This is a genomic window from Georgenia subflava, assembly GCF_009193155.1.
GTDB classification, from domain to species: domain Bacteria; phylum Actinomycetota; class Actinomycetes; order Actinomycetales; family Actinomycetaceae; genus Georgenia; species Georgenia subflava.
The window spans coordinates 295,315-316,994 of the sequence record NZ_VUKD01000001.1 but is presented as its reverse complement, the minus strand read 5'-3'; the positions used below and the strand labels follow the sequence as shown (position 1 = coordinate 316,994).

At 69.4% G+C, this 21,680-nt stretch carries 21 protein-coding genes and 1 pseudogene; 7 read left to right on the top strand and 15 right to left on the bottom strand.

Features of this window, described 5'->3' with window-relative positions; genetic code table 11:
• Window positions 1–18: 18 nt before the first annotated feature.
• Genes GD748_RS01430 through GD748_RS01420 form a run of 3 tightly spaced genes read left to right on the top strand, consistent with a single transcriptional unit; the run spans window position 19 to window position 2,950 of the window.
• Entirely contained in the window at window positions 19–1,146 is a 1,128-nt protein-coding gene (locus GD748_RS01430) for a Gfo/Idh/MocA family protein (protein WP_152194319.1), read from the top strand.
• 44 nt (window positions 1,147–1,190) lie between these two features.
• A complete protein-coding gene (locus GD748_RS01425; protein WP_152193424.1) occupies window positions 1,191–2,141 on the top strand; it encodes a dihydrodipicolinate synthase family protein in 951 nt (316 codons plus the stop codon).
• Window positions 2,142–2,197: 56 nt separating this feature from the next.
• Window positions 2,198–2,950: a FadR/GntR family transcriptional regulator gene (locus GD748_RS01420; protein ID WP_152193423.1), complete on the top strand. Its 753-nt coding sequence runs from the start codon at window positions 2,198–2,200 to the stop codon at window positions 2,948–2,950.
• Between the two features lie 90 nt (window positions 2,951–3,040).
• Here GD748_RS01420 and GD748_RS01415 read toward each other — a convergent pair whose 3' ends face one another.
• The 6 genes from GD748_RS01415 to GD748_RS01390 all read right to left on the bottom strand — a co-directional run bounded on the left by GD748_RS01415 (window position 3,041) and on the right by GD748_RS01390 (window position 8,263).
• Window positions 3,041–4,078 carry an acetylxylan esterase gene (locus tag GD748_RS01415; RefSeq protein ID WP_152193422.1) on the bottom strand — a complete coding sequence of 346 codons (1,038 nt, stop codon included), beginning with the start codon at window positions 4,076–4,078 and terminating at the stop codon, window positions 3,041–3,043.
• Window positions 4,079–4,234: 156 nt separating this feature from the next.
• Window positions 4,235–4,711 (bottom strand): ribonuclease E activity regulator RraA, encoded by a 477-nt coding sequence (gene rraA / locus GD748_RS01410; protein WP_152193421.1) that lies wholly within the window; start codon window positions 4,709–4,711, stop codon window positions 4,235–4,237.
• Entirely contained in the window at window positions 4,708–5,109 is a 402-nt protein-coding gene (locus GD748_RS01405; protein ID WP_152193420.1) for a universal stress protein, read from the bottom strand. Before GD748_RS01405 ends, rraA begins: the two co-directional genes overlap by 4 nt.
• Window positions 5,106–6,734 (bottom strand): tripartite tricarboxylate transporter permease, encoded by a 1,629-nt coding sequence (locus GD748_RS01400; RefSeq protein ID WP_152193419.1) that lies wholly within the window; start codon window positions 6,732–6,734, stop codon window positions 5,106–5,108. The genes GD748_RS01405 and GD748_RS01400 overlap by 4 nt, the downstream gene beginning before the upstream one ends.
• Window positions 6,735–7,241 (bottom strand): tripartite tricarboxylate transporter TctB family protein, encoded by a 507-nt coding sequence (locus tag GD748_RS01395; RefSeq protein WP_152193418.1) that lies wholly within the window; start codon window positions 7,239–7,241, stop codon window positions 6,735–6,737.
• Window positions 7,238–8,263: a Bug family tripartite tricarboxylate transporter substrate binding protein gene (locus tag GD748_RS01390; RefSeq protein ID WP_152193417.1), complete on the bottom strand. Its 1,026-nt coding sequence runs from the start codon at window positions 8,261–8,263 to the stop codon at window positions 7,238–7,240. The genes GD748_RS01395 and GD748_RS01390 overlap by 4 nt, the downstream gene beginning before the upstream one ends.
• 308 nt (window positions 8,264–8,571) lie before the next feature.
• On the opposite strand from GD748_RS01390, the gene GD748_RS01385 reads away from it, so the two are divergent.
• The 3 genes and pseudogenes from GD748_RS01385 (at window position 8,572) to GD748_RS01375 (ending at window position 11,177) form a co-directional block, all read left to right on the top strand.
• Window positions 8,572–10,152, top strand: a complete 1,581-nt coding sequence (locus GD748_RS01385; RefSeq protein WP_152193416.1) for a sensor histidine kinase — start codon at window positions 8,572–8,574, stop codon at window positions 10,150–10,152.
• Window positions 10,149–10,825: pseudogene (locus GD748_RS01380) on the top strand (response regulator). Before GD748_RS01385 ends, GD748_RS01380 begins: the two are co-directional and overlap by 4 nt.
• Window positions 10,826–10,961: 136 nt before the next feature.
• Window positions 10,962–11,177 carry a hypothetical protein gene (locus tag GD748_RS01375; protein WP_152193415.1) on the top strand — a complete coding sequence of 72 codons (216 nt, stop codon included), beginning with the start codon at window positions 10,962–10,964 and terminating at the stop codon, window positions 11,175–11,177.
• Window positions 11,178–11,259: 82 nt separating this feature from the next.
• Here GD748_RS01375 and GD748_RS01370 read toward each other — a convergent pair whose 3' ends face one another.
• The 9 genes from GD748_RS01370 to GD748_RS01330 all read right to left on the bottom strand — a co-directional run bounded on the left by GD748_RS01370 (window position 11,260) and on the right by GD748_RS01330 (window position 19,655).
• Window positions 11,260–11,508 (bottom strand): DUF2530 domain-containing protein, encoded by a 249-nt coding sequence (locus GD748_RS01370; protein ID WP_152193414.1) that lies wholly within the window; start codon window positions 11,506–11,508, stop codon window positions 11,260–11,262.
• A gap of 69 nt (window positions 11,509–11,577) precedes the next feature.
• Window positions 11,578–12,723: an MFS transporter gene (locus tag GD748_RS01365; RefSeq protein ID WP_152193413.1), complete on the bottom strand. Its 1,146-nt coding sequence runs from the start codon at window positions 12,721–12,723 to the stop codon at window positions 11,578–11,580.
• Window positions 12,724–12,795: 72 nt separating this feature from the next.
• Window positions 12,796–13,815 carry a TAXI family TRAP transporter solute-binding subunit gene (locus tag GD748_RS01360; protein WP_193312762.1) on the bottom strand — a complete coding sequence of 340 codons (1,020 nt, stop codon included), beginning with the start codon at window positions 13,813–13,815 and terminating at the stop codon, window positions 12,796–12,798.
• Between the two features lie 28 nt (window positions 13,816–13,843).
• Window positions 13,844–14,236: a cupin domain-containing protein gene (locus GD748_RS01355; protein ID WP_152193411.1), complete on the bottom strand. Its 393-nt coding sequence runs from the start codon at window positions 14,234–14,236 to the stop codon at window positions 13,844–13,846.
• A complete protein-coding gene (locus GD748_RS01350) occupies window positions 14,229–14,900 on the bottom strand; it encodes a DUF2848 family protein (protein ID WP_152193410.1) in 672 nt (223 codons plus the stop codon). Before GD748_RS01350 ends, GD748_RS01355 begins: the two co-directional genes overlap by 8 nt.
• Entirely contained in the window at window positions 14,897–15,703 is an 807-nt protein-coding gene (locus tag GD748_RS01345) for a nitrilase-related carbon-nitrogen hydrolase (RefSeq protein WP_152193409.1), read from the bottom strand. The genes GD748_RS01350 and GD748_RS01345 overlap by 4 nt, the downstream gene beginning before the upstream one ends.
• Window positions 15,704–15,726: 23 nt before the next feature.
• Window positions 15,727–16,362 carry a GntR family transcriptional regulator gene (locus GD748_RS01340; protein WP_152193408.1) on the bottom strand — a complete coding sequence of 212 codons (636 nt, stop codon included), beginning with the start codon at window positions 16,360–16,362 and terminating at the stop codon, window positions 15,727–15,729.
• Window positions 16,363–16,374: 12 nt separating this feature from the next.
• Window positions 16,375–17,565, bottom strand: coding sequence for an FAD-dependent oxidoreductase (locus GD748_RS01335; RefSeq protein ID WP_152194318.1), 1,191 nt, complete (start codon window positions 17,563–17,565; stop codon window positions 16,375–16,377).
• A gap of 2 nt (window positions 17,566–17,567) precedes the next feature.
• On the bottom strand, window positions 17,568–19,655 hold the full coding sequence (locus GD748_RS01330; RefSeq protein ID WP_193312761.1) for a TRAP transporter permease: 2,088 nt from the start codon (window positions 19,653–19,655) through the stop codon (window positions 17,568–17,570).
• A gap of 5 nt (window positions 19,656–19,660) precedes the next feature.
• On the opposite strand from GD748_RS01330, the gene GD748_RS01325 reads away from it, so the two are divergent.
• Complete coding sequence (locus GD748_RS01325) at window positions 19,661–21,244, top strand: NCS2 family permease (protein WP_152193406.1); 1,584 nt, start codon at window positions 19,661–19,663, stop codon at window positions 21,242–21,244.
• Window positions 21,245–21,680 lie beyond the last annotated feature (436 nt).

Genomic DNA, 21,680 nt, shown 5'->3' with positions numbered 1-21,680 from the left:
ACTCCCGAAGGGACGCCCATGGACCAGGTCCGCTACGGCATCGTCGGCACCGGCTACTTCGGCGCCGAGATCGGCCGATATCTCGCCTCCCGGCCCGACGCCGCAGTCACGGTCGTGCACGACCCCGACAACGGCGAGCGGTTCGCCGCAGAGGTCGGTGCCCGGGCCGCAACGAGCGCGGAAGAGCTGTGCGCGGCGGCGGACGTCGACGCCGTCGTCGTCGCCTCCCCGAACTGGGCGCACCGCGAGCCGGTGGTCCTTGCCGCACGGTCCGGCAAGGCGGTGTTCTGCGAGAAGCCCATCGCCCTGTCGTACGAGGACTGCGCCGCCATGGTCGAGGAGACGTCCCGCGCCGGGGTGCTCTTCATGGCCGGGCACGTCATGAACTTCATGGCGGGCGTGCGCCGCGCGAAGGCGCTCATCGCCGAGGGAGCCATCGGCGAGGTGCTCTTCTGCCGGGCGGTGCGCAACGGCTGGGAGGACCCCCAGGGGGCGGTGAGCTGGAAGAAGCGCCGTGAGCTCTCCGGCGGACACCTCTACCACCACATCCACGAGCTCGACCTCATCCAGTCGATCATGGGCCCCGCACAGGTGGCGACGATGGTCGGCGGCAACGTCGCACACCGCGGCGAGGGGTTCGGCGACGAGGACGACATGCTCCTGATCACGCTGGAGTTCGGGCCCGACCGGTTCGCAACGCTCGAGTACGGCTCGGCGTTCCGCTGGCCGGAGCACCACGTGCTCGTCCAGGGCACGCTCGGCGCCATCCGGATCGACCTGCAGGACCCGGGCTGCGAGCTGCGCGCCCCGGGGCGGGAAGAGACGTTCCTCCTCCATCGCACCCAGCAGGAGGACGACGACCGCCGAGCCATCTACCGGGGCAGCGAGACCGACGGGGCCGTCATGTACGGCAACCCGGAGCGGCGCCCGCCCCTGTGGCTGCGCGGGATTATCGAGGAGGAGCTGTCGTACTTCACCGGCGTGCTCCGCGGAGCCGCTCCGCTGGCGGAGTTCGCCGCCCTCACCGACGGCTCGGCCGCCACGGCCGCGATCGCGACGGCGGACGCACTCACGCTCTCCCTGCGCGAGTCCAGGAAGGTCCGGGTCGCCTCGGTCACCACGCCCCTGGACCCGGCAGCCGTCTGACAACCCCGCCGAGCCACCACCCTGCAACCCGAACGGAGCCCGCCGTGCGCCACAGCACCATCCGCGGTGTCGTACCACCAGTCGTCACCCCCTTCCATCCGGACGGGACGGTCGACACCGTCTCCCTGGCCCGGGTCGTCGACCACCTCGCCGACGCCGGGTGCGACGCTCTGTTCGCCCTCGGATCCACCGGCGAGGTCGCCTACCTCGACCGGGCGCAGCGCGCGCTCGTCGTCCGGACGGCGGTCGAGGCGGCCGCGGGGAGGGTGCCCGTGCTCGCCGGCGCCATCGACATGACCGCGGGGAGGGTGCTCGAGCAGGTGGCCGAGGCGGTCGCCGCCGGGGCGGACGGGATCGTCGCCACGGCCCCGATCTACGCCCGCAACGACGCCGCGGAGATCGAGGCGCACTTCCGCGCTATCGGTGCGGGCTGCCCCGTACCGTTGTTCGCCTACGACATCCCCGTGCGGGTCCACACGAAGCTGGACCACACGATGCTCGTCCGCCTCGGGCTCGACGGGGTGATCGCGGGCGTCAAGGACTCCTCCGGCGACGACGTCGGCCTCCGTCGGCTCGTAGCCGCCAACGCGGCGGCCGGGTCGCCGCTCACGGTGCTCACCGGCCACGAGGTCGTCGTCGACGCGATGATGCTCCTCGGTGCCGACGGGGTCGTCCCCGGCCTCGGCAACGTCGACCCGCACGGGTACGTGCGCCTCCTCGCGCACGCCCAAGCCGGACGCTGGGAGGAGGCCCGCGCGGAGCAGGACCGGCTCGCCGCCCTGTTCGAGATCGTCTTCCAGTCGCCCGGCCGTTCCGGCGACGCCGCCGGGGTGGGTGCGTTCAAGGCCGCTATGCACCATCTCGGCCTGATCGACTCGGCGACGATGGCACCGCCTGTGCAGGCGCCCGACCAGGCGGCGGTGGCGCAGATCGTCGCGATCCTCGACGCCACGGGGCTGCGGTCCCCGGCGGCCGCGGCCACCCGCCCCGCCTGATCGCCACGAGGTCTGATGTCTGAGTATGGTCGAGGTTCTGGACACCTGGGGGCAGCATGGAACTGCTGAACGACCGGCTGAGCACCGCGGCACGCAGTTCGGTGCCGGTGGCTGTGAGAGCGCGCAGCCGTAGCGCCGAGACCGCCGCCCAGATCAAGGAGCTCATCCTCGTCGAGGGGCTGCGGCCCGGTGACGCCATGCCCACCGAGTCGGAGCTGTGCGCGTCGCTCGGGGTGTCCCGATCGAGCCTGCGCGAGGCGATGAGAACGCTCTCGACGCTCGGGATCGTCGAGGTCCGGCACGGGCACGGGACATACGTCGGCGAGATGTCGCTCGACGCGCTCGTCGAGACCCTTGTGTTCCGTGGTGCGCTCCAGCCGGGGGACGACCTGCGGGCGCTGCGGGAGATCATCGAGATCCGGCAGGCTCTCGACGTCGCCATGGCCGACCGGGTCACGGCCGCCATCGCCAAGACCGAGAACCCGGAGCTCTGGGCCCTGGTCGGGGAGATGGTGGATCTCGCCGCCACCGGTTCGAGGTTTGCCCAGCAGGACCGGCTGTTCCACACGACCTTGCTCGCCCGCATCGACAACTCGATCATGGGGCCGCTCGTCGGGGCGTTCTGGGACGTTCACACCGCCGTCATGCCGCGACTCGGCGTGTCCCTGCCCGCCGACCTCGTCCAGACTGCGCGGGCCCACGAGGAGATGCTCCAGGCCGCCGAGGCCGGTGACGTGGAGAAGTACCGGGCCGCCGTCGAACGGCACTACCAGCCGCTCGTGCGCGCGCTGGACCAGCACCGGACGTAGACGCAGACGCCACGCCACTGTGCCGGTTGCGCAGAGAGCGCACTCTGCTGCCGACCAGCTCAGGCGCCTCGTGACCGAACGGGTGGCGGGTCAGCCGCGGGTGCCGGCGGCGAGGACCGGACGAGCGTCCGTGCCGTCCGTCCTGGTCCGGTGGACGTCCGCCAGCCAGTGGATCTGGCGGCCGAGCTGCCAGGCGGCTCCGCCCTCGTGCTGGTTGTAAGGGTAGACGGTGATGTCCTTCGGTGGGGCGCCGGTGCCGGTCCCGTAGTGGTTGAAGGCGGCGTAGACGGTCGACGGCGGGCAGGTCAGGTCCATCAGGGCCACGGAGAACAGCGCCGGGGCGTTGGCGCGGCGGGCGAAGCTGACCCCGTCGAGGTAGGACAGCGTGCGGAACGCGGTGTCGACGTGGTCACGGTGCACCGACAGGTACTGGGTGAGCTCGGCGTAGGGCGGGTTCGCGGTGATCTCGGTGGCACGGCGGTAGTGGCACAGGAACGGCACGTCGGGCATGACGGCGACGAGGTCGGGCACCAGGCCCGCGACGGCGAGGGCGATCCCGCCGCCCTGGCTGCCGCTGGTGACCGCGACCCGGCTCGCGTCGACCCCGTCGAGGGCTCGGACGGCGTCGACGGCGCGCACGGCGTCGGTGAACACGCGCCGGTAGTAGTGCTCGGCCGGGTCCAGGAGTCCGCGGGTGAGGAAGCCGGGTGCCGCGGGGGCGGAGCCGACCGGGTCCGGGGTGTCGCCGCCGGCGCCCCACGCGCTGCCCTGGCCGCGGGTGTCCATGACCAGGTGCGCGTACCCGGCCGCGGCCCAGGCGAGCCGCTCGTGCGGCAGGCCCCGCCCGCCGCCGTAGCCGACGAACTCCACCACCGCGGGCAGCGGCTCGGTGGTACCGGCGGGCTTGGTCAGCCACGCCCTGACGGGGTGCCCGCCGAACCCGGCGAAGGTGACGTCGTAGGTGTCGACCAGCGCCAGACCGGTGTCGACCGGGGCGGCGGTCAGAGCGAGCTCGAAGGTGCGCGCCTCGGCGAGGGTGGTCGCCCAGAAGCCGTCGAAGTCGGCCGGTTCGTCGATCTCGGGCAGGTAGCGCTCCAGGGACGCGCGATCGAGGTCGAACAGAGGCATGCCGGACTCTCCTTCGAAGCGGTCGGCCGCATGGACGACGTGCCCGCGGCAGCACCAGGGTAGTGGCGCGTGATGATGCCTTGGACCGCGCCCGACTCGCTCTGGTGCCGCGCCGACCCTCGGGGTCGCGAAGGAACCGCGCGCCGCCCGCTCACCTCACGCCGGCAGCACCACGATCCCGTCGTCGTCGCTGACCAGCCGGGCGCCCGGGGTGAAGGAGGCGCCGCCGAAGGTGACGACGACGTCGCGCTCGCCGGCACCGGTCTTGGCGCTCCTGCGGGGGTTCGACCCGAGGGCCTTGACGCCGAGGTCGAGCTCGCGCAGCGCCGCGACGTCGCGCACGGCCCCGTGGATCACCACGCCGGCCCAGCCGTTGGCCACGGCGGAGCCGGCGATGAGGTCGCCCATCAGCGCGGTGTGCACCGACCCGCCGCCGTCGACCACCAGCACCCGGCCGTCGCCGGGCGTGCCGAGCACCTGCTTGACCAGCGCGTTGTCCTGGAAGCAGCGCACCGTGGTGATCGGGCCGGCGAAACGGTGCCGACCGCCGTACTGGCGCAGCTGGAGGTCGCAGGACTGGAGCCGTTCCTCGTACTCGTCGTACAGGTCCGCGGTGCCGACGTCGTCGCTCACGCGGTCACCTCCGGCTTGACGGCGACCACCGGACAGGTGGCCTCGAGGAGGATCCGCTGGGCGTTCGAGCCGAGGATCAGCTTGCCCACCGGCGTGCGGCGGCGCAGCCCGATGACGATCTGGTCGGCGCGGTGCTCGTCCGCGGCGGCGAGGACCTCGTCGGCCGCCGAGCGCCCCCGCACGGGCTGGACGATGAGGTGCTCGACCCCGGACTCCCGCAGCCGGGCGTCCACCGACCCGACGTCGTCCGCCGAGAGGATGTGCGGGTCCGCCGTCGCGTCGCCGCGCGAGGAGTTGACGACGACGAGAAGCACGTCGTCCTTGTGGGCGGCCGCGACCGCGTGATCGAGCGCGGCCCGGCCCTCCGGGGTGGGGATGTACCCGACGACGATGGTCACTCCTGCTCCTTCCGTGTGGTGGCTCCGACGTCGGCCGGGCCGGTGCTGCTTGGCTCCGCCGGGCCGGCGGGTCCGGCCTCGTCCGGGCTGGTGGGCACGGTGCCCGTCGTGGCCCCGGCGAACAGGCCGGGGGAGGACGTCCCGCGCACCCGGGCGATGCCCTTGGCGATGAACGGCCAGATGAGGATGAGCGCGATGATGACGTAGATGACGACGGCGATCGGCTCGTTCCACAGCCCGGAGACGTCCCCCGAGGAGAGCTGCAGCGCCCGGCGCAGCTGGCGCTCGGCGAGCGGTCCGATGATGACCCCGACGATGAGTGGCAGCACGGGTAGCCCGAACCGGCGCATGAGCAGACCCAGCAGCCCGAAGACGAGCAGCAGCGCGAGGTCGAACCACTGGAGGTTGACCGAGTAGGCCCCGAGCGCGGCGAAGAAGATGATGCCCGAGTACAGGTACGGCCGCGGGATCTGCAGCAGCTTCGCCCACGCCGGCGCCAGCGGCAGGTTGAGGACGAGCAGCAGCGTGTTGCCGATGAACAGCGAGGCGATGAGGCCCCAGATGAGCTCCGGCTCGCGCTCGAACAGCAGCGGTCCGGGCTGGAAGCCGAACTGGATGAACGCGGCGAGCATGACGGCGGCCGTGGCGTTGACGGGCAGGCCGAGCGCCAGCATCGGCACCATGGTGCCGGCGGCGGAGGCGTTGTTCGCCGCCTCCGGCCCGGCGACGCCCTCGATGGCGCCGTGGCCGAACTCCTCCGGATGCTTCGTCAGCCGCTTCTCGGTGACGTAGGAGAGGAACGTCGGGATCTCGGCGCCGCCCGCGGGCAGGGCGCCGAACGGGAACCCGAAGGCGGTCCCGCGCAGCCACGGCTTCCAGGACCGGCCCCAGTCCTTCCGGCTCATCCACGGCCGACCCACGGGGATGACCGCGGCGGAGGACCGGCGCAGGTGCGCCGCCACCCACAGCGCCTCCCCGATGGCGAAGATCGCCACGGCGATGACGACGATGTCGATGCCGTCGGCCAGCTGGGGCTCGCCGCCCGTGAGTCGCCGCTGGCCGGTGACCGGGTCGAGCCCGATGAGGCCGATCGCCAGGCCGAGGGCCAGCGCTGCGAACCCGCGCACTCTCGAGGCGCCCAGCACGGCGGTGACGGCGATGAGCGCGAGCATCATGATCGCCAGGTAGCTCGGTGCGCCGAGCTCCACGGCGAAGCGCACGAGGGCCGGGGCGAAGAACGCCAGGAGCGTGGTGCCGATCGTGCCGGCGATGAACGACCCGATGGCCGCCGTCGCCAGCGCCTGGGCGGCCCGGCCCGCCTTGGCCATCTTGTGGCCCTCGATCGCGGTGACGACCGTCGAGGACTCGCCCGGGGTGTTGAGCAGGATCGACGTCGTCGAGCCGCCGTACATGCCGCCGTAGTAGATGCCGGCGAACATGATCAGCGCGCTGGTGGGCTCCAGGGCGAACGCGACCGGCAGCAGCAAGGCGATCGTCATGGCCGGGCCGAGCCCGGGCAGGACGCCGACGGCGGTGCCGAGGAGCACCCCGATGACGGCGTACATGAGGTTGATCGGCGTCGCGGCGGTGGCGAAACCCTCCGCGAGGGAGTTCAGGACGTCCAACTACAGCACCCCCTCGAGGAGACCGGCCGGCAGGAGGATGCCCAGGCCGAGGTAGAACCCGTAGAAGCTCGCGAGCGCGATGGCCACGGAGATGATCAGGTCGCGCACGTAGTGGCGCGAGCCCAGGGCGATGACCGAGCCGTAGAACAGCAGGGCGCCGGAGAGGACCCAGCCCAGGGTGTCGACCAGGACGATGTTGGCGGCGAAGACCGCGACGAGCGGCACGACCGTGCGCCAGTCGGTGGGCTGGGTGAGGTCGACGTCCTCGCCGCCCTCGGCCTCGCCGCGCCCGCCCCGCAGGACGTCGACGGCGAGGACCACCGCGCACACGAGCAGCAGCCCGGAGACGATGAACGGCATCGCGCGAGGGCCGAGCGGGTCGGCCTGGGAGTACGGGGCTTGCAGGCCGATCGCGTCGATGAGGATGAGCGCGCCGAGCGCCCCGAGCAGGGCGGCGACGCCCAGCTCGGAGCGCCCGGGGCGGGCGACGGTGGCCTGCGTGCTCATGCCAGCCCGAGCTCCTCGAGGACGTTCGCCACGCGCTCGTCCTGCTCGGTGAGGAACTCGGCGTACTCGTCGCCGGTGATGAAGGCGTCGGTCCAGCCGTTCGTCTCCAGCGCCTCCTGCCAGTCCTCGGTGGCGTGCATCGCCTCGAGCGCGGCGATCCAGGCGTCGCGGTCGGCGTCCTCGATGTCCGGCGGGGCGACGAGCCCGCGCCAGTTCGTGAAGACGAGGTCGATCCCGGACTCGGTGAGCGTGGGCGCGTCGACACCCTCGACCGGCTCCTCGGAGGAGACCGCGAGGACGCGGATCTCGCCGGTCTCGATCTGGTCCTTGAACTCGCCGGCGCCGGAGGTGGCGAAGTCGAGCTTGGAGCCGAGGATCGCCGGGAGCAGGTCGCCGCCGCCGTCGTAGGTGACGAAGTTGACGGTGGTGGGGTCGATGCCCACCGCCTGGGCGAGCTGCATGGGCAGCAGGTGGTCGGGCCCGCCCGGGTTCGACCCGCCGCCGACGCTGAGTCCGCCCGGGTCGGCCGTCCACGCCTCGACGAGGTCGTCGATGGTCTCGTACGGGGAGTCGGCCGGCACCATGATCGCGCCGGGCTCCTCGATGAGCTTCGCGAGCGGCGTCGTCTCGGTGAGCGTGGCCTCGGACTCGTTGGTGTACGAGGCGCCGACGACGCCGAGGCCCATGAGCATGGCGAGGTCGCCGTTGCCGGCCTCGGAGACGGTGCGGGCCAGGCCGACGGTGCCGCCGGCACCCTCGAGGTTGAACACCTCCAGGCCGGTGGAGAGCTCGTTGGCCTCCATCACCTGCGCCGCCGTGCGGGCGGTCTGGTCGTACCCGCCACCGGCGGAGTTGGGCACCATGATGCGCTTGTCGGCGAGCGGCTCGGCCTCGGCACTGGTGCCCGGGTCGGCCGCCGTGGCGTCCGTGCCGGCGTCGGAGCCGGTGACGCCGCAGGCGGTCAGCGCCAGGGCGACGCCGAAGAACGCGGCGGGGAGATGGAAACGGCGGGTGGGTCGCATCGTCTGACCTCTTCCTCGAGGGTTGGCGAACATGGTCGCGGAACCGGACGCGTCCATCCTGGCGGCGCTCGCGACGCCGAGATCCGTTGCGGTCGCAGCGGTCGTTGAGTTCGCTGCGGACGTTGCGGTCGTTGTGGTCACGCGGAGCCGGCCCCCATCAGCGGCCCGGCGGTGGGAGCATGACACCCGCGGTCCGACGACGGCCCGACGCCCGGGCGACGGATGCTCGGCGACGGCCCGACGCCCGATGGCAGACGAAGGCCGGCGAGAGGCTCGACGACGAAGGAGGCGGTGTGCGCAGGAGACGGATGACCGTTGCCGGCCAGCTGCTGCTCCTCCAGCTCCTCGTCGTCCTCCTCGTCGTGGTCGTCGTCGGCGGGCTCTCCTTCTCCGAGACCGGGGAGCGGCTGGCCCGCGCGGAGAGCCGCCGGTCGCTGTCCGCGGCGGAGACCCTGGCGGCCAACCCCACCGTGCGGGCGCTCCTGCCGACCGCCGTGCCCGGCGGGAGCTCGCCGCTGGCGGCCGTGGGCGAGACCGTCCGCACCGTCTCCGGTGCGACGACCGTGACCCTCATGCACCCCGACCGCACCGTCGTCACCTCCTCCGACCCGGCCGCGGTGGGCACCGAGCTGTCGGACGACGGCCCGGGTGACACCCAGGGGCGGTCCTGGGCGGGCTCGGTCCACGGTGCCGCCGTCGCCGAGGTCCCCGTGCTCGACGACGAGGGCCAGGTCATCGGAACGGCTCGGATCGGCCGGCTCCTGCCCTCGCTGAGCGAGCGGCTCGGCGCCGCGGGGCCGGGCCTGCTGGTCTACGTCGGGCTGGCGACGAGCGTCGGCGTCGTCGGCTCGACGATGCTCTCGCGCCGGATCAAGCGACAGACGCTCGGCCTGGAGCCCACCGAGATCGCCGGGCTCGTCGAGCACCGTGAGGCGCTGCTCCACGGGATCCGCGAGGGCGTCATCGCCCTCGACACCGCCGGTCGGGTCACCCTGCTCAACGACGCGGCGCGGCGCCTGCTCGGTCTGCCGCCGGACACCGTCGGCCGGCCGCTGCCCGAGGTGACCTGCGACCCGGAGCTGCTCGAGGCCCTCACCGAGGACGCCGCGGCGCCGGACCGTCTCGTCGTGGTCGGCGCGCGGCTGCTCGTCCTCAACAGGATGCCGGTCCGTTCCCACGGGTCGGTCATCGGCTCCGTGACGACCATGCGCGACCAGACCGAGATGCAGGCGATGGAGCGGGCGCTGGACAGCTCGCGCCGCACGACCGGCACGCTGCGCGCGCAGACGCACGAGTTCAGCAACCAGCTGCACACCATCTCCGGGCTGCTGCAGCTCGAGGAGTACGAGGAGGTCGTCCGGTTCGTCGAGGGCGTCAGCAACCACCGCGACAGCCTGTACCTGCAGGTCACCGAGCGGATCTCCGACCTCCCGGTCGCCGCGCTGCTCATCGCCAAGGACTCCCTGGCCGCCGAGCGCGGGGCGCGCCTCGTCGTCGACGAGGCCTCCAGCGTCTCCCGCGTGGACGACGAGCTCTCCCGCGACCTCGTGACCGTGGTCGGCAACCTGATCGACAACGCGCTGGACGCGGTCGCCGGCGGCGCGGACCCGCGGGTCGAGGTCACGCTCACGGAGGACGAGGAGGCCGTGACGGTGCAGGTGCACGACACCGGCCCGGGCGTCGACGTCCCCGCGGTCGAGCGGCTGTTCCGGAGCGGGTACACGACCAAGAGGTCCGCCCGCGCCGGTGGACGCGGATACGGTCTGGCGCTCGTCCGGCTCGTGTGCCGCAGGCGCGGTGGCGAGGTCACCGTGCGCAACGACGACGATGCCGGAGGTGCCGTGTTCACGGCCAAGCTGCCGAAGACGCCCGCGGAGGTGGCGAGGTGATCCGGGTGCTCGTCGTCGACGACGACTACATGGTGGCGAAGATCCACGAGGGGTTCGTGCGCCGGTGCGAGGGCTTCGAGGTCGTCGGGGTCGCGCACGACGCGTCCACGGCCGTCGACGAGGCCCGGCGGCTGCAGCCGGACCTCGTGCTCCTCGACGTCTTCCTGCCCGGGGCCTCCGGGCTCGAGATCCTCGCCGACATGCGCGCCGCGGCACCGGAGATGGACGTCATCGTCGTCACCGCCGCCCGGGAGGCGGAGACGGTGCGCCGGGCCGTGCGTGGGGGAGCGGTGCAGTACCTGATGAAGCCGTTCACGTTCGCCGACCTCAACGACCGGCTCCAGCACTACCGGCAGACCCTGCGCGCCGTGCCGCCGGGGGCGACGCCGGAGCAGACCGAGGTGGACCGGTTGTTCTCCGCGCCGAAGCTCGTCTCCGCCGCGCTCCCTAAGGGACTGAGTGCGGAGACCCTCCGCCTCGTCGGGCAGGTGCTCGACGATGCCGGGACCGACCTCTCGGCCGCCGAGGCCGCCGAGCTCGCCGGGTCTCCCGGGTCAGCGCCCGGCGCTACCTCGAGCACCTCACCGAGACCGGCCGGGCCGAGGTGCGGCTGAGGTACGGCGAGGTGGGACGGCCCGAGCGGAGGTACGCGAGCAGGCAGGCGCAGCTCTGACCTGCTGGTGCACGATGGTTGTCGTGAACCTTCCCGAATGGGTGGAATGGGTCAGGGCTTTGGCCCCTGCGGGCACCGCCGTGGTCGCCGTTTCGCAGCACTGGTCGCAATCTTCACCTTGCGGCAGAGGACGACAATGGAGACGAAGGAGGTGGACGGCATGTCCGTGGAGACAGGGCCTGAGCCCCGGCGGGAAGCCGGCGACGGCGTAGGCAACAACGTCCGCCAGGTCGTTGTCACACCTCGCGAGGTGTCGGCCGCTAAACTGCAGGTGACCGTCGACAAGCGGCTGCGCCGGAAGACTCCGGACTGGATCGTCAGGCTCTCCAAGGCGGAGCGTCACTCAGCCTGAGTACGGGCAGGGCCGTCCGGCCTGAGTACGGACAGGGCCGTCGCGATGGCCAGAGTGCCTCGCTCTGCCCTGAGGCTCGACGTCAGGCAACCCGCCGACGGCGCGCCCGGTACTCGTGCACGTAGCCCCAGCCGATGCCGACAAGGCCGAGACCGAGGCCGGCGAAGCACACCTCGAGCAGGTCGTCCGGCAGGTAGTTGATCAGCCCCAGGACAGCGACGACCACGGTGGCGACCATCCAGATCACGGTGCCCGTCACCATCAGGGTGATGGCATTGACCTTCGCCGGAGGCAGGTCCGGTTCGTGCTCGAAGAGATCGACGTCGGGCATGCCGGTGATGCTATCCGGACCGATGATTCACGTAGTGCTGAGTTACGTACCTGAAATCTGGGGGAGTTGTCAGTTTCCCAGCGTCATCGGCCTTGTAGAAGCATGGTGCGGGCGCCTGTAGAGGATGGCCACCGCAAGAACGAGGGCTGCCAGGACGCCGCCGATCGCCAGCGTCGGTCCGCCACCGATGTCGGCGTACAGGGTGCCCGCAAGTACAGGCCCGATCACCTGGCCGAGACGCGCAGAGCTTTGCCACCACCCGAGCCACCTGCCGCCCTCTGCACCAGAGAGCGACGAGACGAGTGTTGGATTGACCGCGCCGTAGAACGTCCCTGCAGCGATGAGGAGGGGGATCGTGAGTTCTGAAGGTCCGAGCGATGAACCAAGCAGTATCGAAGCGCCGATGGCCCAGCCACTGATGAGCAAGAGCCGGAACCGTCCTGCCTCTCGCCACCGTGCAACGGCCAAAGTCACCACCGTGGCCAGCCCGGACTGGAGCGCTAGGGTCCAGCCACGGGCACTGATGCCGACCCCGGCAGCGTCCAGCACGAGCGGTGTCAGCAGTAATAACCACCCGAAGAGCAAGATGTTGAGGACTACCGTCATGATCAGCACCCACATGACCTGTCCAGGAATCCGGGTGGAGCGCCGGTAATGCTGCACCGGCGGCGCTGTCTGAGCGGACGCAAGTCCGGGGACGACCATTGCGGCCACTATCGCCAGGCCGTAGAAGGCACAGGGTGCAACCGGGCTGATCGCTCCGAGGCTTGATCCGAGCAGAGGTTGCAGCAGCATCATCGTGCTAATGACAGCTGCGTTGCGACCCGTGGCGGCCAACCGTTGGCCCGGACCCGCCCTAGCGATGAGAAGGAAGGACATCGCGACCAGGCCACCGCCACCGACCCCTTGCACCAGACGGAGGAGAAGCGCGAGCGGGTAGCTATCCACCACGAGGAGGCTGATGCCGCCGAAGCCGTAGATGAGGAGTGCGGAACGGAGCACCGGGGCGAGGCCGACCCGCGGAGCCAATGCGCCGGCGAGAGCCGCTGTGAGGATTCCCGGAACCATGACGGCGGTCTGGAACAGCGCCATCGCCTCGACATCAACGCCATATCTGGCGGCTAGCTCAGGCAGTACGGGAGCGAGCAACGAGACGCCCGAGACACCGAGGGCAGTTGTCGCATATGCAGCCACAACGGCATTCTTGTGCCCCATCGTCGCTCCCTTCTCATCTCGTGCAATGGCCCCGGGTGCCGGTATGCACCCGGGGCCGCGCGACTCACTGAGTCAGTCCATCAGACCGGCCTCAGTGAAGTACTTCTCAGCGCCCGGGTGCAGCTCCACACCGCCCTTTGTCTGCCAGGCCGCCTCCGGGTCGAACGCACTCATGCTTGCGTTGGCGCTCTTGAGTTGGTCGGCGCTCTCCACGACAGCCTTGGTGATCGCATACGCCACATCCTCCGGCATGTCCTCGGACGCGATGAGTGTTGTCGTGAAACCGAGCAACTGAACGTCGTCGTCCTGACCCCGGAACGTGCCACCGGGCAGCGTCGCGGGCTCGAGCCCGAGTGACTCCAGCTCCGCCACTGCCTCATCGTCGATGTCAAGGATCCGGATGTCGGCCGTCTCGGCGAGCTCGGTGATATTGGGGTGGCCCGCTGTGATCGCCTGGATCCACAGATCGGCGTTGCCGTCGCGGATCGCATTCGTCGCGACGTCGGTGCTGGTGGGGTCGAAGCTCCCGCCCCACGACTCGATGTCCTCGACCGAGGTGCCGTAGGCACGCAGGACCAGCTGGGTTCCTGCGTCTCCCAGCGACGCGCGCGGCTGGCTGACCAGGTCGAGTCCCTTCTCGCCCTCGATAGCGTCGCGCAATGACTCGACGCCTGAACCCGCTGTCGTGATCGGCCCGAAGAAGTACTGGTCAAGACCGCTGACGAGCACCCGGATGTTGTCCATCTGCTTGCCCTCGAACGGCGTGCCCTCCTCGCCGTTGACCGCCCACGACGTGACTGCGCTGAAGGAGGTGGCGAGGTCCGCCTCACCGGTCGAGACCAGCTCGGGGTTTCCGATGGATCCCGCGTAGGTCAGAACCTCGACCACGGAGCCCTCGCCGAGTTCGGGCTCGATGGTCTGCCCCATGCTGACGGCGTAGTTGTACCAGGCAGAGCCCTGGTCCAGGGAGGCGAACGTCAGGTCCGTGGGTCCAGAGCCGGTGGCGTCCGTATCGCTGTCGCCGCCATCGGCGTTCGACCCGCTGCACGCTGCGAGTGCGAGGCTCATTGTCGCGATCGTCGCGACGGCCATCGACTTCATTGTCCTGGTCAAAGCCATGTCAGTTGTTCTCCTCTGGGTTGTGCGTACTGCCCGTCTGCGGTGCGGTCGGACTGTCGTAGCGGACCTCGAACGTGAGGCATCCCTCGTCGGTCGTCCAAGGGCCGTGTTCCATGCCGGGGGGCCGGCACGCGAAGTCGCCGGCGGTAAAGGTCTTCCCGAGACGGAGGTCAGTCATGGACCCCTCGAGGATGTAGACCTCCTCCCAGAAGTCGTGGCGCAGAGCGCCATTGGGACTGGTGTCCGTCCCGGGGGCGAACCTAAGGATCCGTGAGACCACGCCAGGCTTGCCGGTGGACGTGAGAACTCGCTCGGTGAGCTCTGGGACGGCTCCTTCGCAGGCTGTCCACTTCACCGTGTCGGTCGGAAAGAACTCCAGTTCTTCCTTAGCCATGCGTCGCTCCTTCGGTCGCACGCACGCGGGTGCGGTAGTCGAGGGTGAGGCGGTGCTCCGCCACGGTGAGTGAGAAGTTCCAAGCGTCGCCGTAGCGGAAGTCACCGCCGATGAGCGGAACCGTGCCGCCATAAAGCACAAGGTCTTCGCCTGCCGTACCGTCTCGGTCGTCGAGCGCCGCGAGGATCTGGGTCAGGGGACGGAGGGCCGCGGCTACGCCCTCTTGGTAGGGATCCCCGTCGATCAGACCAGACAGCTCGATACCGTCCCAGACGGCGTCGAGCTCCGCTGCGTCGCATGCGAGTGCGTATCGGGCGAGCGGTTTGGGGCAGCAGGCCTTCGACACAGCCACGCCTTCCGCCGCCTCACGGGCACGATCGGTGTGGTCCGACCCGAGCGCGAGATGGAGCTTGCCGCCAAGCCGGACGAGAACCGGTTCAACCTCGCCCGAAGTTCGGTCGCCGTCTACGTCGACGTCAGTACCGAAGGTGAGCGCTCCATCGGGCATGGGATAGAACTCAGGAACGTTCGCCGGCGGCGCGACCCCGATGCGGGCGAGTTCCTCGATGTGGTGGCGCACCTGCGCCTCATCCCGACCGGTGTAGCCAGCGACCACAACGCGGGTGCGTCGCACCGTATCGAGGTCGAGTTCGACGAGCTTCATACGTTCTCCTTCTGCTGTGACATCTGGTACGACGGCAGTCGGTCGGCGAGAACGGGGAACTCGCGCCTGACGACGGAAACCTGACCGGGATCGATCTCGCAGATTCCGACCTCCTCGTCGGCGCCGAGCTCGAGGACGACCTCACCCCAGGGATCGACGACCCGGCTGTGACCGCCGAGCAACGTGCCGTGCTGAGTCCCAGCCGCGTTGCATGCGATGACGAACATCTGGTGCTCGACGGCGCGCGCGGATGTGAAGAGCTTCCAGTGCGCCAGGCGTGCGGCCGGCCACGCCGCCGGCACGACGGCGATCTCGGTGCCGAGCTCGGACAGGAGCTGCCAGAGCCCCGGGAACCGCAGGTCGTAGCACGTCGTCGATGCCACTGTGCCGTATTCGGTCGGTGTGACCTCGACCTTGTCACCGGGCTCGAGCAGCTGCGACTCGGCGGATTGGTATCCGAAGACGTGGATCTTGGAGTACTTGGACACCGGTGTGCCGCTACGGTCGAGGAGGACGGCCGTGTTCCTCACGCGCCCCTGGTCTCGGTCCTCGAGGAGGCTCCCGACGTGGAGAAAGGCATCCCGCTCGGCAGCAACACCGGCGAGCGTTCTGACGGTCGGTCCATCCAGTGGCTCCGCCCGGGCGATGTATTCGTCGAACGAGAAGTAGCCGGCGGCCCACAGCTCCGGCAAGACATAGAGGTCGCACGGCTCGGCTGAGCGGATCATGTCGGCGACCCGGGCACGGCGGTCCTTTGGGGACTCACCGTCCGGGCTGGCGACCTGTACCAGCCCGATCCGCATTGGGCCTGAGTCTTGTGGTTGCGTCATCGGAGCATCGCCTCCAGCGTGTTGAGCAGGTGTTCTGTTGTCGCTTTCCGCGCGGCCGCGACGTCGCGGGCTCGGATCGCATCGACAATCCTTCGGTGTTCCTCGACCACCTTGGTGGCTCGGTGCTCGGCACCGGTGACGGCGTAGACGCCCATCCGGAGTTGTCGGTCTCGCAGCTCGGAGTAGAACTGGTTGACGACGGCGTTGCCGGATGCTGCGACGAGATGCGAGTGGAAGTCACGGTCGAGTTCGATGAAGGTAACCGGGTCAGACCAGTTCTCAGTCTGTCGGACCAGGAGGCTCTCGACCTCCGCGAGGTCGAAGTCCGCTCCACGGCTGAGCAGCTGTTCGACCGTCCAGACCTCGATCATCTGACGGGCCTCCATCACAGCCCGGATCTCGGAGTCGGGCAGGGGTGGCACGTACGCACCCCGGCGCGGGATGCGCTCGATGAGCCCCTCAGACTCGAGCCGCATGAGTGCCTCGCGGACCGGCGTGCGTGAGGCACCGGCGGCTTGCGCAACCTCGGTCTCGGTGAGGAAGGTCCCCTTGTCTCGCGGCAGTGTGGCGATATGGCCCTTGAGCCACTCGTAGGTATCGCTCCTAACACCCATGGCCAGATCCCCCTCCATGGTTCGGTGACGTCACCGCGCACCTGCCAGCTCGGCGACCATGCACGTCTTGCGGACGTGTTCGTGGTGCGTAATCGGGTCGGCCGCGATCTCCCGCAGTTCCGCGAAGTGATGCTGACGCTGCGCCTCGTCCCGCTCGCGGATCCGGCGCCAGTTCTTGTCCGTCTCGACCGCGACGTATCGCCTGCTCACGTCGCGACGCCGTGAGTCGTACTCGTCAAGGCCGGCGTCATCGATCCGTCCCTGGATGTGGCGTACCAGAAGGTCAGCAAGGAGGTAGGCATCGTGAATGCCGCTGTTCATACCCAGCCCGCCGAGCGGGTTGTTGATGTGTGCGGCATCCCCCGCGAGGAAGACCCGGCCCACGCGGTAGGAGTCGGCGACCCGTTGATGGACGCGGTAGAGGGTCGTGTGGAGGATCGGCCAACCTCCGGGTCGCTCACCGATGGTGCGCATGAGCCGCTGGACGTTGTCAGGGCGAAGCGCGTCGTCGTCACTCATCCCCTCGCGGACGGGGAACATGGCCCGCCAGTGCTGCGGGGTGCGAAGGAGCACGACCCACTCGCTCGGGTCGGAGATGTAGTTGACGTAGGAGATGTCAGGCATCCATGCCTTGATGTCCTCGGTCGTCGAGATGACCAGGTAGCGCTCGGGATAGGTCTCACCTTCGAACCCGACACCCAGCGAACGTCGGACGGCGCTGCTGGCGCCGTCGGCACCGACGAGGTAGGTACTCGTGACGGTGCGTCCGTCGGCGAGAGAGACGGTCACGGAATCCGCATCTTGGCGCACGTCGGACACCGTTGCGTCGAAGCGCACATCGACGTTGTCGAGGTCGCGCAACTTCTCGAGGATGATCCGGGTCAGCTTGCTCTGCTCGCATTGCACTCGAAACGGGAACCGAGTCTCCTCGGCCAGTGTGCCGAGATCGAACTCGGCGATCAGTCCCTCCTTGCGGTCGCGGTGCTGGAATGCCGGAACGTCTATGCCCTGTGCCCGCAGGTCGTCAGCCAGCCCGAGCTCGTCGAGCATCTCGAGAGTCGGCGGGTGGAACGTCGAGGCTCGCGACTCAGTGCTCAGGTCAGGTCCCGCCTCCAGCACGGTGACGCTCACTCCACTGCGTGCGAGCATGAGGGCCGTCGTCATGCCGACGGGTCCAGCTCCGGCTACAACCACTTCTGGCTTCGAGAAATCGATAGTCATGTTCACAGCTCCTTGCTGCCCGAGGTCGCGTTGAGCGGTTGGGCGACTGGTGGTGGGGTCTGGCTGGTCAGGTCTGGGCCGCCGGTCCGCCCGCTGTCCCCGCGGACTTTGGCTGTAAGGACAAGGGCGGCGAGTGCGGCAACACCAACTGCGCTGACGACCCCCGGATAGACGAGAAGCAATGCCACGGCGAAGTACGACGTGCGCTCCCAAAGTTTCAGCGAGCGGCTTTGGAAGCCGATGACGGCTGCGGCCAAAGCGTATGTACCGAGCAGGGCCGTCGTGCCTGTCCACAGTGCCGCTAGCAGCCCCTCCTGTAGAAGGAGAGCGGGGGAGAGCACGAAGGCGAACGGGATGAGGTAAGCAGCGAGACTGATCCTGAACGCCGTGAGTCCCGTCTGGTGCAGGGGACTGCCGGCGATCCCCGCTGCGGCGAAAGCAGCAAGAGCGACCGGTGGCGTCAGCATGGACATGCAGGCGAAGTAGAAGATGAACAGGTGTGCGGCGATCGCTGGGACGCCGAGCTCGATGAGCGGGGGAGTGAGTAGGACGGCCCCCATGATGTAGGCCGACGTCGTCGGCATGCCCAGTCCGAGCACGATTGCACCGATCATCGTGATGACCAGGGCCGGAACCAGGAGCCCGCCGGACAAGGCGAGGACGAGCTCGGTGAACCGCAGACCCAGATTGGTCTGGATGACGACGCCGACGATGACCCCGGCGACTGCCGTCGGCAGAGCGACATTTACCGAACGCTGTGCGCCGACCTGCAGCGCCTTCAGGATGGCTGCCGGCGTCAGCCACGTGGCGCGCCGGAGGAAGCTGACCACCACAGCGACAACGAGAGCCTGGAAGGCCGCAGTCATGAGGGACCGGCCGGCAAGGATCATGTAGACGAGGTAGGCGAGAGGGATGAGCAGGTGCAGGCGGCCGACGACCTCGCGCATGCTCGTTCGCTCTTCGGGCGCGACGGGCCTGAGGTCGGCGCGCTGCGCCTCCTTGTGCACCATGAAGTACCCGGCGACAAAGTAGAGCAGGGCAGGCACAAGGGCGGCCAGCGCGACAGCTCGGTAGTCCCACCCGATCATCTGCGCCATGATGAATGCGCCAGCGCCCATCACTGGCGGGAGGACTTGGCCGCCGGTGGAGGCCATCGCCTCGACCGCGGCAGCGAACCGCGGTCGGTAGCCGGTGCGCTTCATGAGCGGGATCGTGAATACGCCGGTGCCGACGACGTTTGCGACCGCGGAGCCGTTGATTGATCCCATGAGCGCCGACGCGACCATCGCTGCCTTGGCCGGGCCACCTCGTGCACGCCCGGTGACGGCCAGTGCGAGATCAATGAACAGCTTGCCGCCGCCAGATGCCTCGAGGAAGGCCGCGAACAGGATGAAGTAGAAGACGTACTCGGCGGAGACACCGACCGGGACACCGAAGAGCCCCTGCGGAGAAAGGGCCTGCAAGTCAATGAACCGGTCGAAGCTCAGTCCACGGTGGCGCAGCAGGCCGCCGAGCTGGTCGCCCCAGAGCTGGTAGGCGAGGAAGACGACGGCCACGATCGAGAGGCTGAGTCCGACGATACGGCGGCACGCCTCGAGGACGAGGACGATGAGCAAGAGCCCGACAATCTGGTCCGTCACCGTCACCTCGTCCAGGAAGGTGACTCGTTCGGAGATGCGAGTTGAGTTCAGTACGTAGTACGCGCCGATAGCGAGCGAGAGCGCCACGAGAACTACGTCCATGCCGGTGAGCCACCGGGGGGCAGGGCTTCCGACGGGGGCGTCCTCAAGCTCTTCCTCCGAGGCGGAGTCGACGCGTCTGCGGTAGCTCTTCCGCGCAGGATAGATCGCGAATACAAGAGCCATCCCGAGCACCACGTGGAGCGGACGGAAGAGCATCGCGTGCGGAGCGCCCTGGGCGGCGGCGTAGAGCTGGAACAGGGACCAGCCGATGGCTATCACGGCAATCGGCGTAAGGAACTGGCGGTATTCGGCTAGTCGAGCCATAGGATCACCGATCTCATCTTCGAGGGATACGGGATGTATACCGGGAGTATGTCGTTGGTGTACGCCGCTGTCAACGGGCTTCATCGCGGATGCGGCCGTCTGACAAGGCGAGAGGTGCCATCCCCACCACGCACGGCGCTCATGCCACAGGTCGGTCAAATGCGCCACCGGGACCGGGCAATCTGCAATCATCCGCCCTTGTGAGTACTCATGCGCCGAGTGCGCCCCCCAGAGCCCAGCAGACGGGTTGGCTGGACAGGACGTTCCACATCACCGAGCGTGGCTCGACCGTCGGCCGTGAGGTCCGCGGCGGCATCGTCACGTTCTTCGCGATGTCGTACATCCTGGTGGTCAACCCCCTGATCCTCTCGACCCCGGACTCCACCGGCGCCTTCCTCGGCGGCGGCACCGACGGTGCGAACCTGCCGGCCATCGCGGCCGCGACCGCCCTGGTCGCCGGGCTGATGTCCATCCTCATGGGAGCCGCGGCGAACTTCCCGCTCGCGCTCGCCGCCGGCATGGGCATCAACGCGCTGCTCGCGTTCACCATCGTCGGCCTGCCGGGCATGACGTGGGCCGACGCCATGGGGCTCATCGTCCTCGAGGGCATCGTGATCCTCGTGCTGGTCCTCACCGGTCTGCGCGAGGCCGTCTTCAAGGCCGTGCCCTACGCGCTGAAGGTCGCCATCTCGGTCGGCATCGGTCTGTTCATCGCGCTCGTCGGCCTTGTCAACGCCGGCATCGTGCGTCCCGGCGGCACCCCGCTCCAGCTGGGTATCGACGGCTCTCTGGCCGGCTGGCCGGCACTGGTGTTCATCATCGGGCTGTTCACGATCGCGTTCCTCATGGTCAAGAAGGTCCGCGGCGCCATCCTCATCGGGATCGTCGTCGCCGCCGTCCTGGCGGCGATCGTCGAGCTCGTCGCCGGCCTGGGACTGGCAGGCGAGGACAACCCCGGCGGCTGGCAGCTCACCATCCCGGCCCTCGACGGCTCCCCGGTCAACCTGCCGGACTTCGGCACCATCGGGCAGATCTCGCTCTTCGGCGCCTTCGAGAAGATCGGCTGGATCGCCGCGGTCCTGCTCATCTTCTCGGTCATGCTCGCCGACTTCTTCGACACGATGGGGACGATGGTCGCCATCGGCGCCGAGGCGAAGCTGCTCGACGACGAGGGCAACCCGCCCCACACCCGCCGCATCCTGGCGGTCGACTCCATCGCCGCCGCGGCCGGTGGCGCCGCCGGCGTCTCGTCCAACACGAGCTACATCGAGTCCGCCACCGGCGTCGGCGACGGCGCCCGCACCGGTCTGGCCTCGGTGGTCACCGGCATCGCCTTCCTGCTGGCGATGTTCCTCTCGCCGCTCGCCGCCTTCGTGCCCTACGAGGCGGCGACGCCGGCCCTGGTCATCGTCGGCTTCCTGATGATGATGCAGGTCACGGAGATCCCGTGGCGCGACGCCGTCATCGCCATCCCGGCGTTCCTGACGATCATCCTCATGCCGTTCGCCTACTCCATCACCGTGGGGATCGGTGCCGGCTTCATCGCCTACGTCATCCTCTCCGCAGCCCGCAAGGGCGGGGCCAAGCAGGTGCACTGGCTCATGTGGGTGGTGGCGGCGCTGTTCGTCGTCTACTTCGCCCTCGGGCCGATCCAGGCGGCGCTCGGTATCTGAGCCGGCCGACCCGTGTGACGGAAGGGTCCTCACCCGCTGTGGCGGGTGGGGACCCTTCCTGGTCCTCGTCTCGCGCAGGCGATCCCCGTGCCCGAAGTCACAGAAGACCAAGGTGTGATCGAGGGGGTGCAAGGTCGTCCGGAGAGCCGCGGTGGTGACGTGCTCCTGTGGATCGCCGCGGCCCACTCCGGTCCTGGGGATGGGCGCGGCGGCGTTGCCGGCTCCGCTCCTACGGTTGCCGTCACGTCGCGACAGCGGGTCGGGGCGAGCGAGGAGGCCCGACGGTGTCGTCAGCGCGGACCGTGCCGACCCCGGCGCTTGGTGACGCCGACCTCGCCGCCGCCGGCTTCTTCGCCCAGTACCGCGAGCCGTCGGAGGTTGCAGAGCAGTGAGGACCCAGCAGATTCCGCCTGATGAAGCCGTGGACGACCTGATA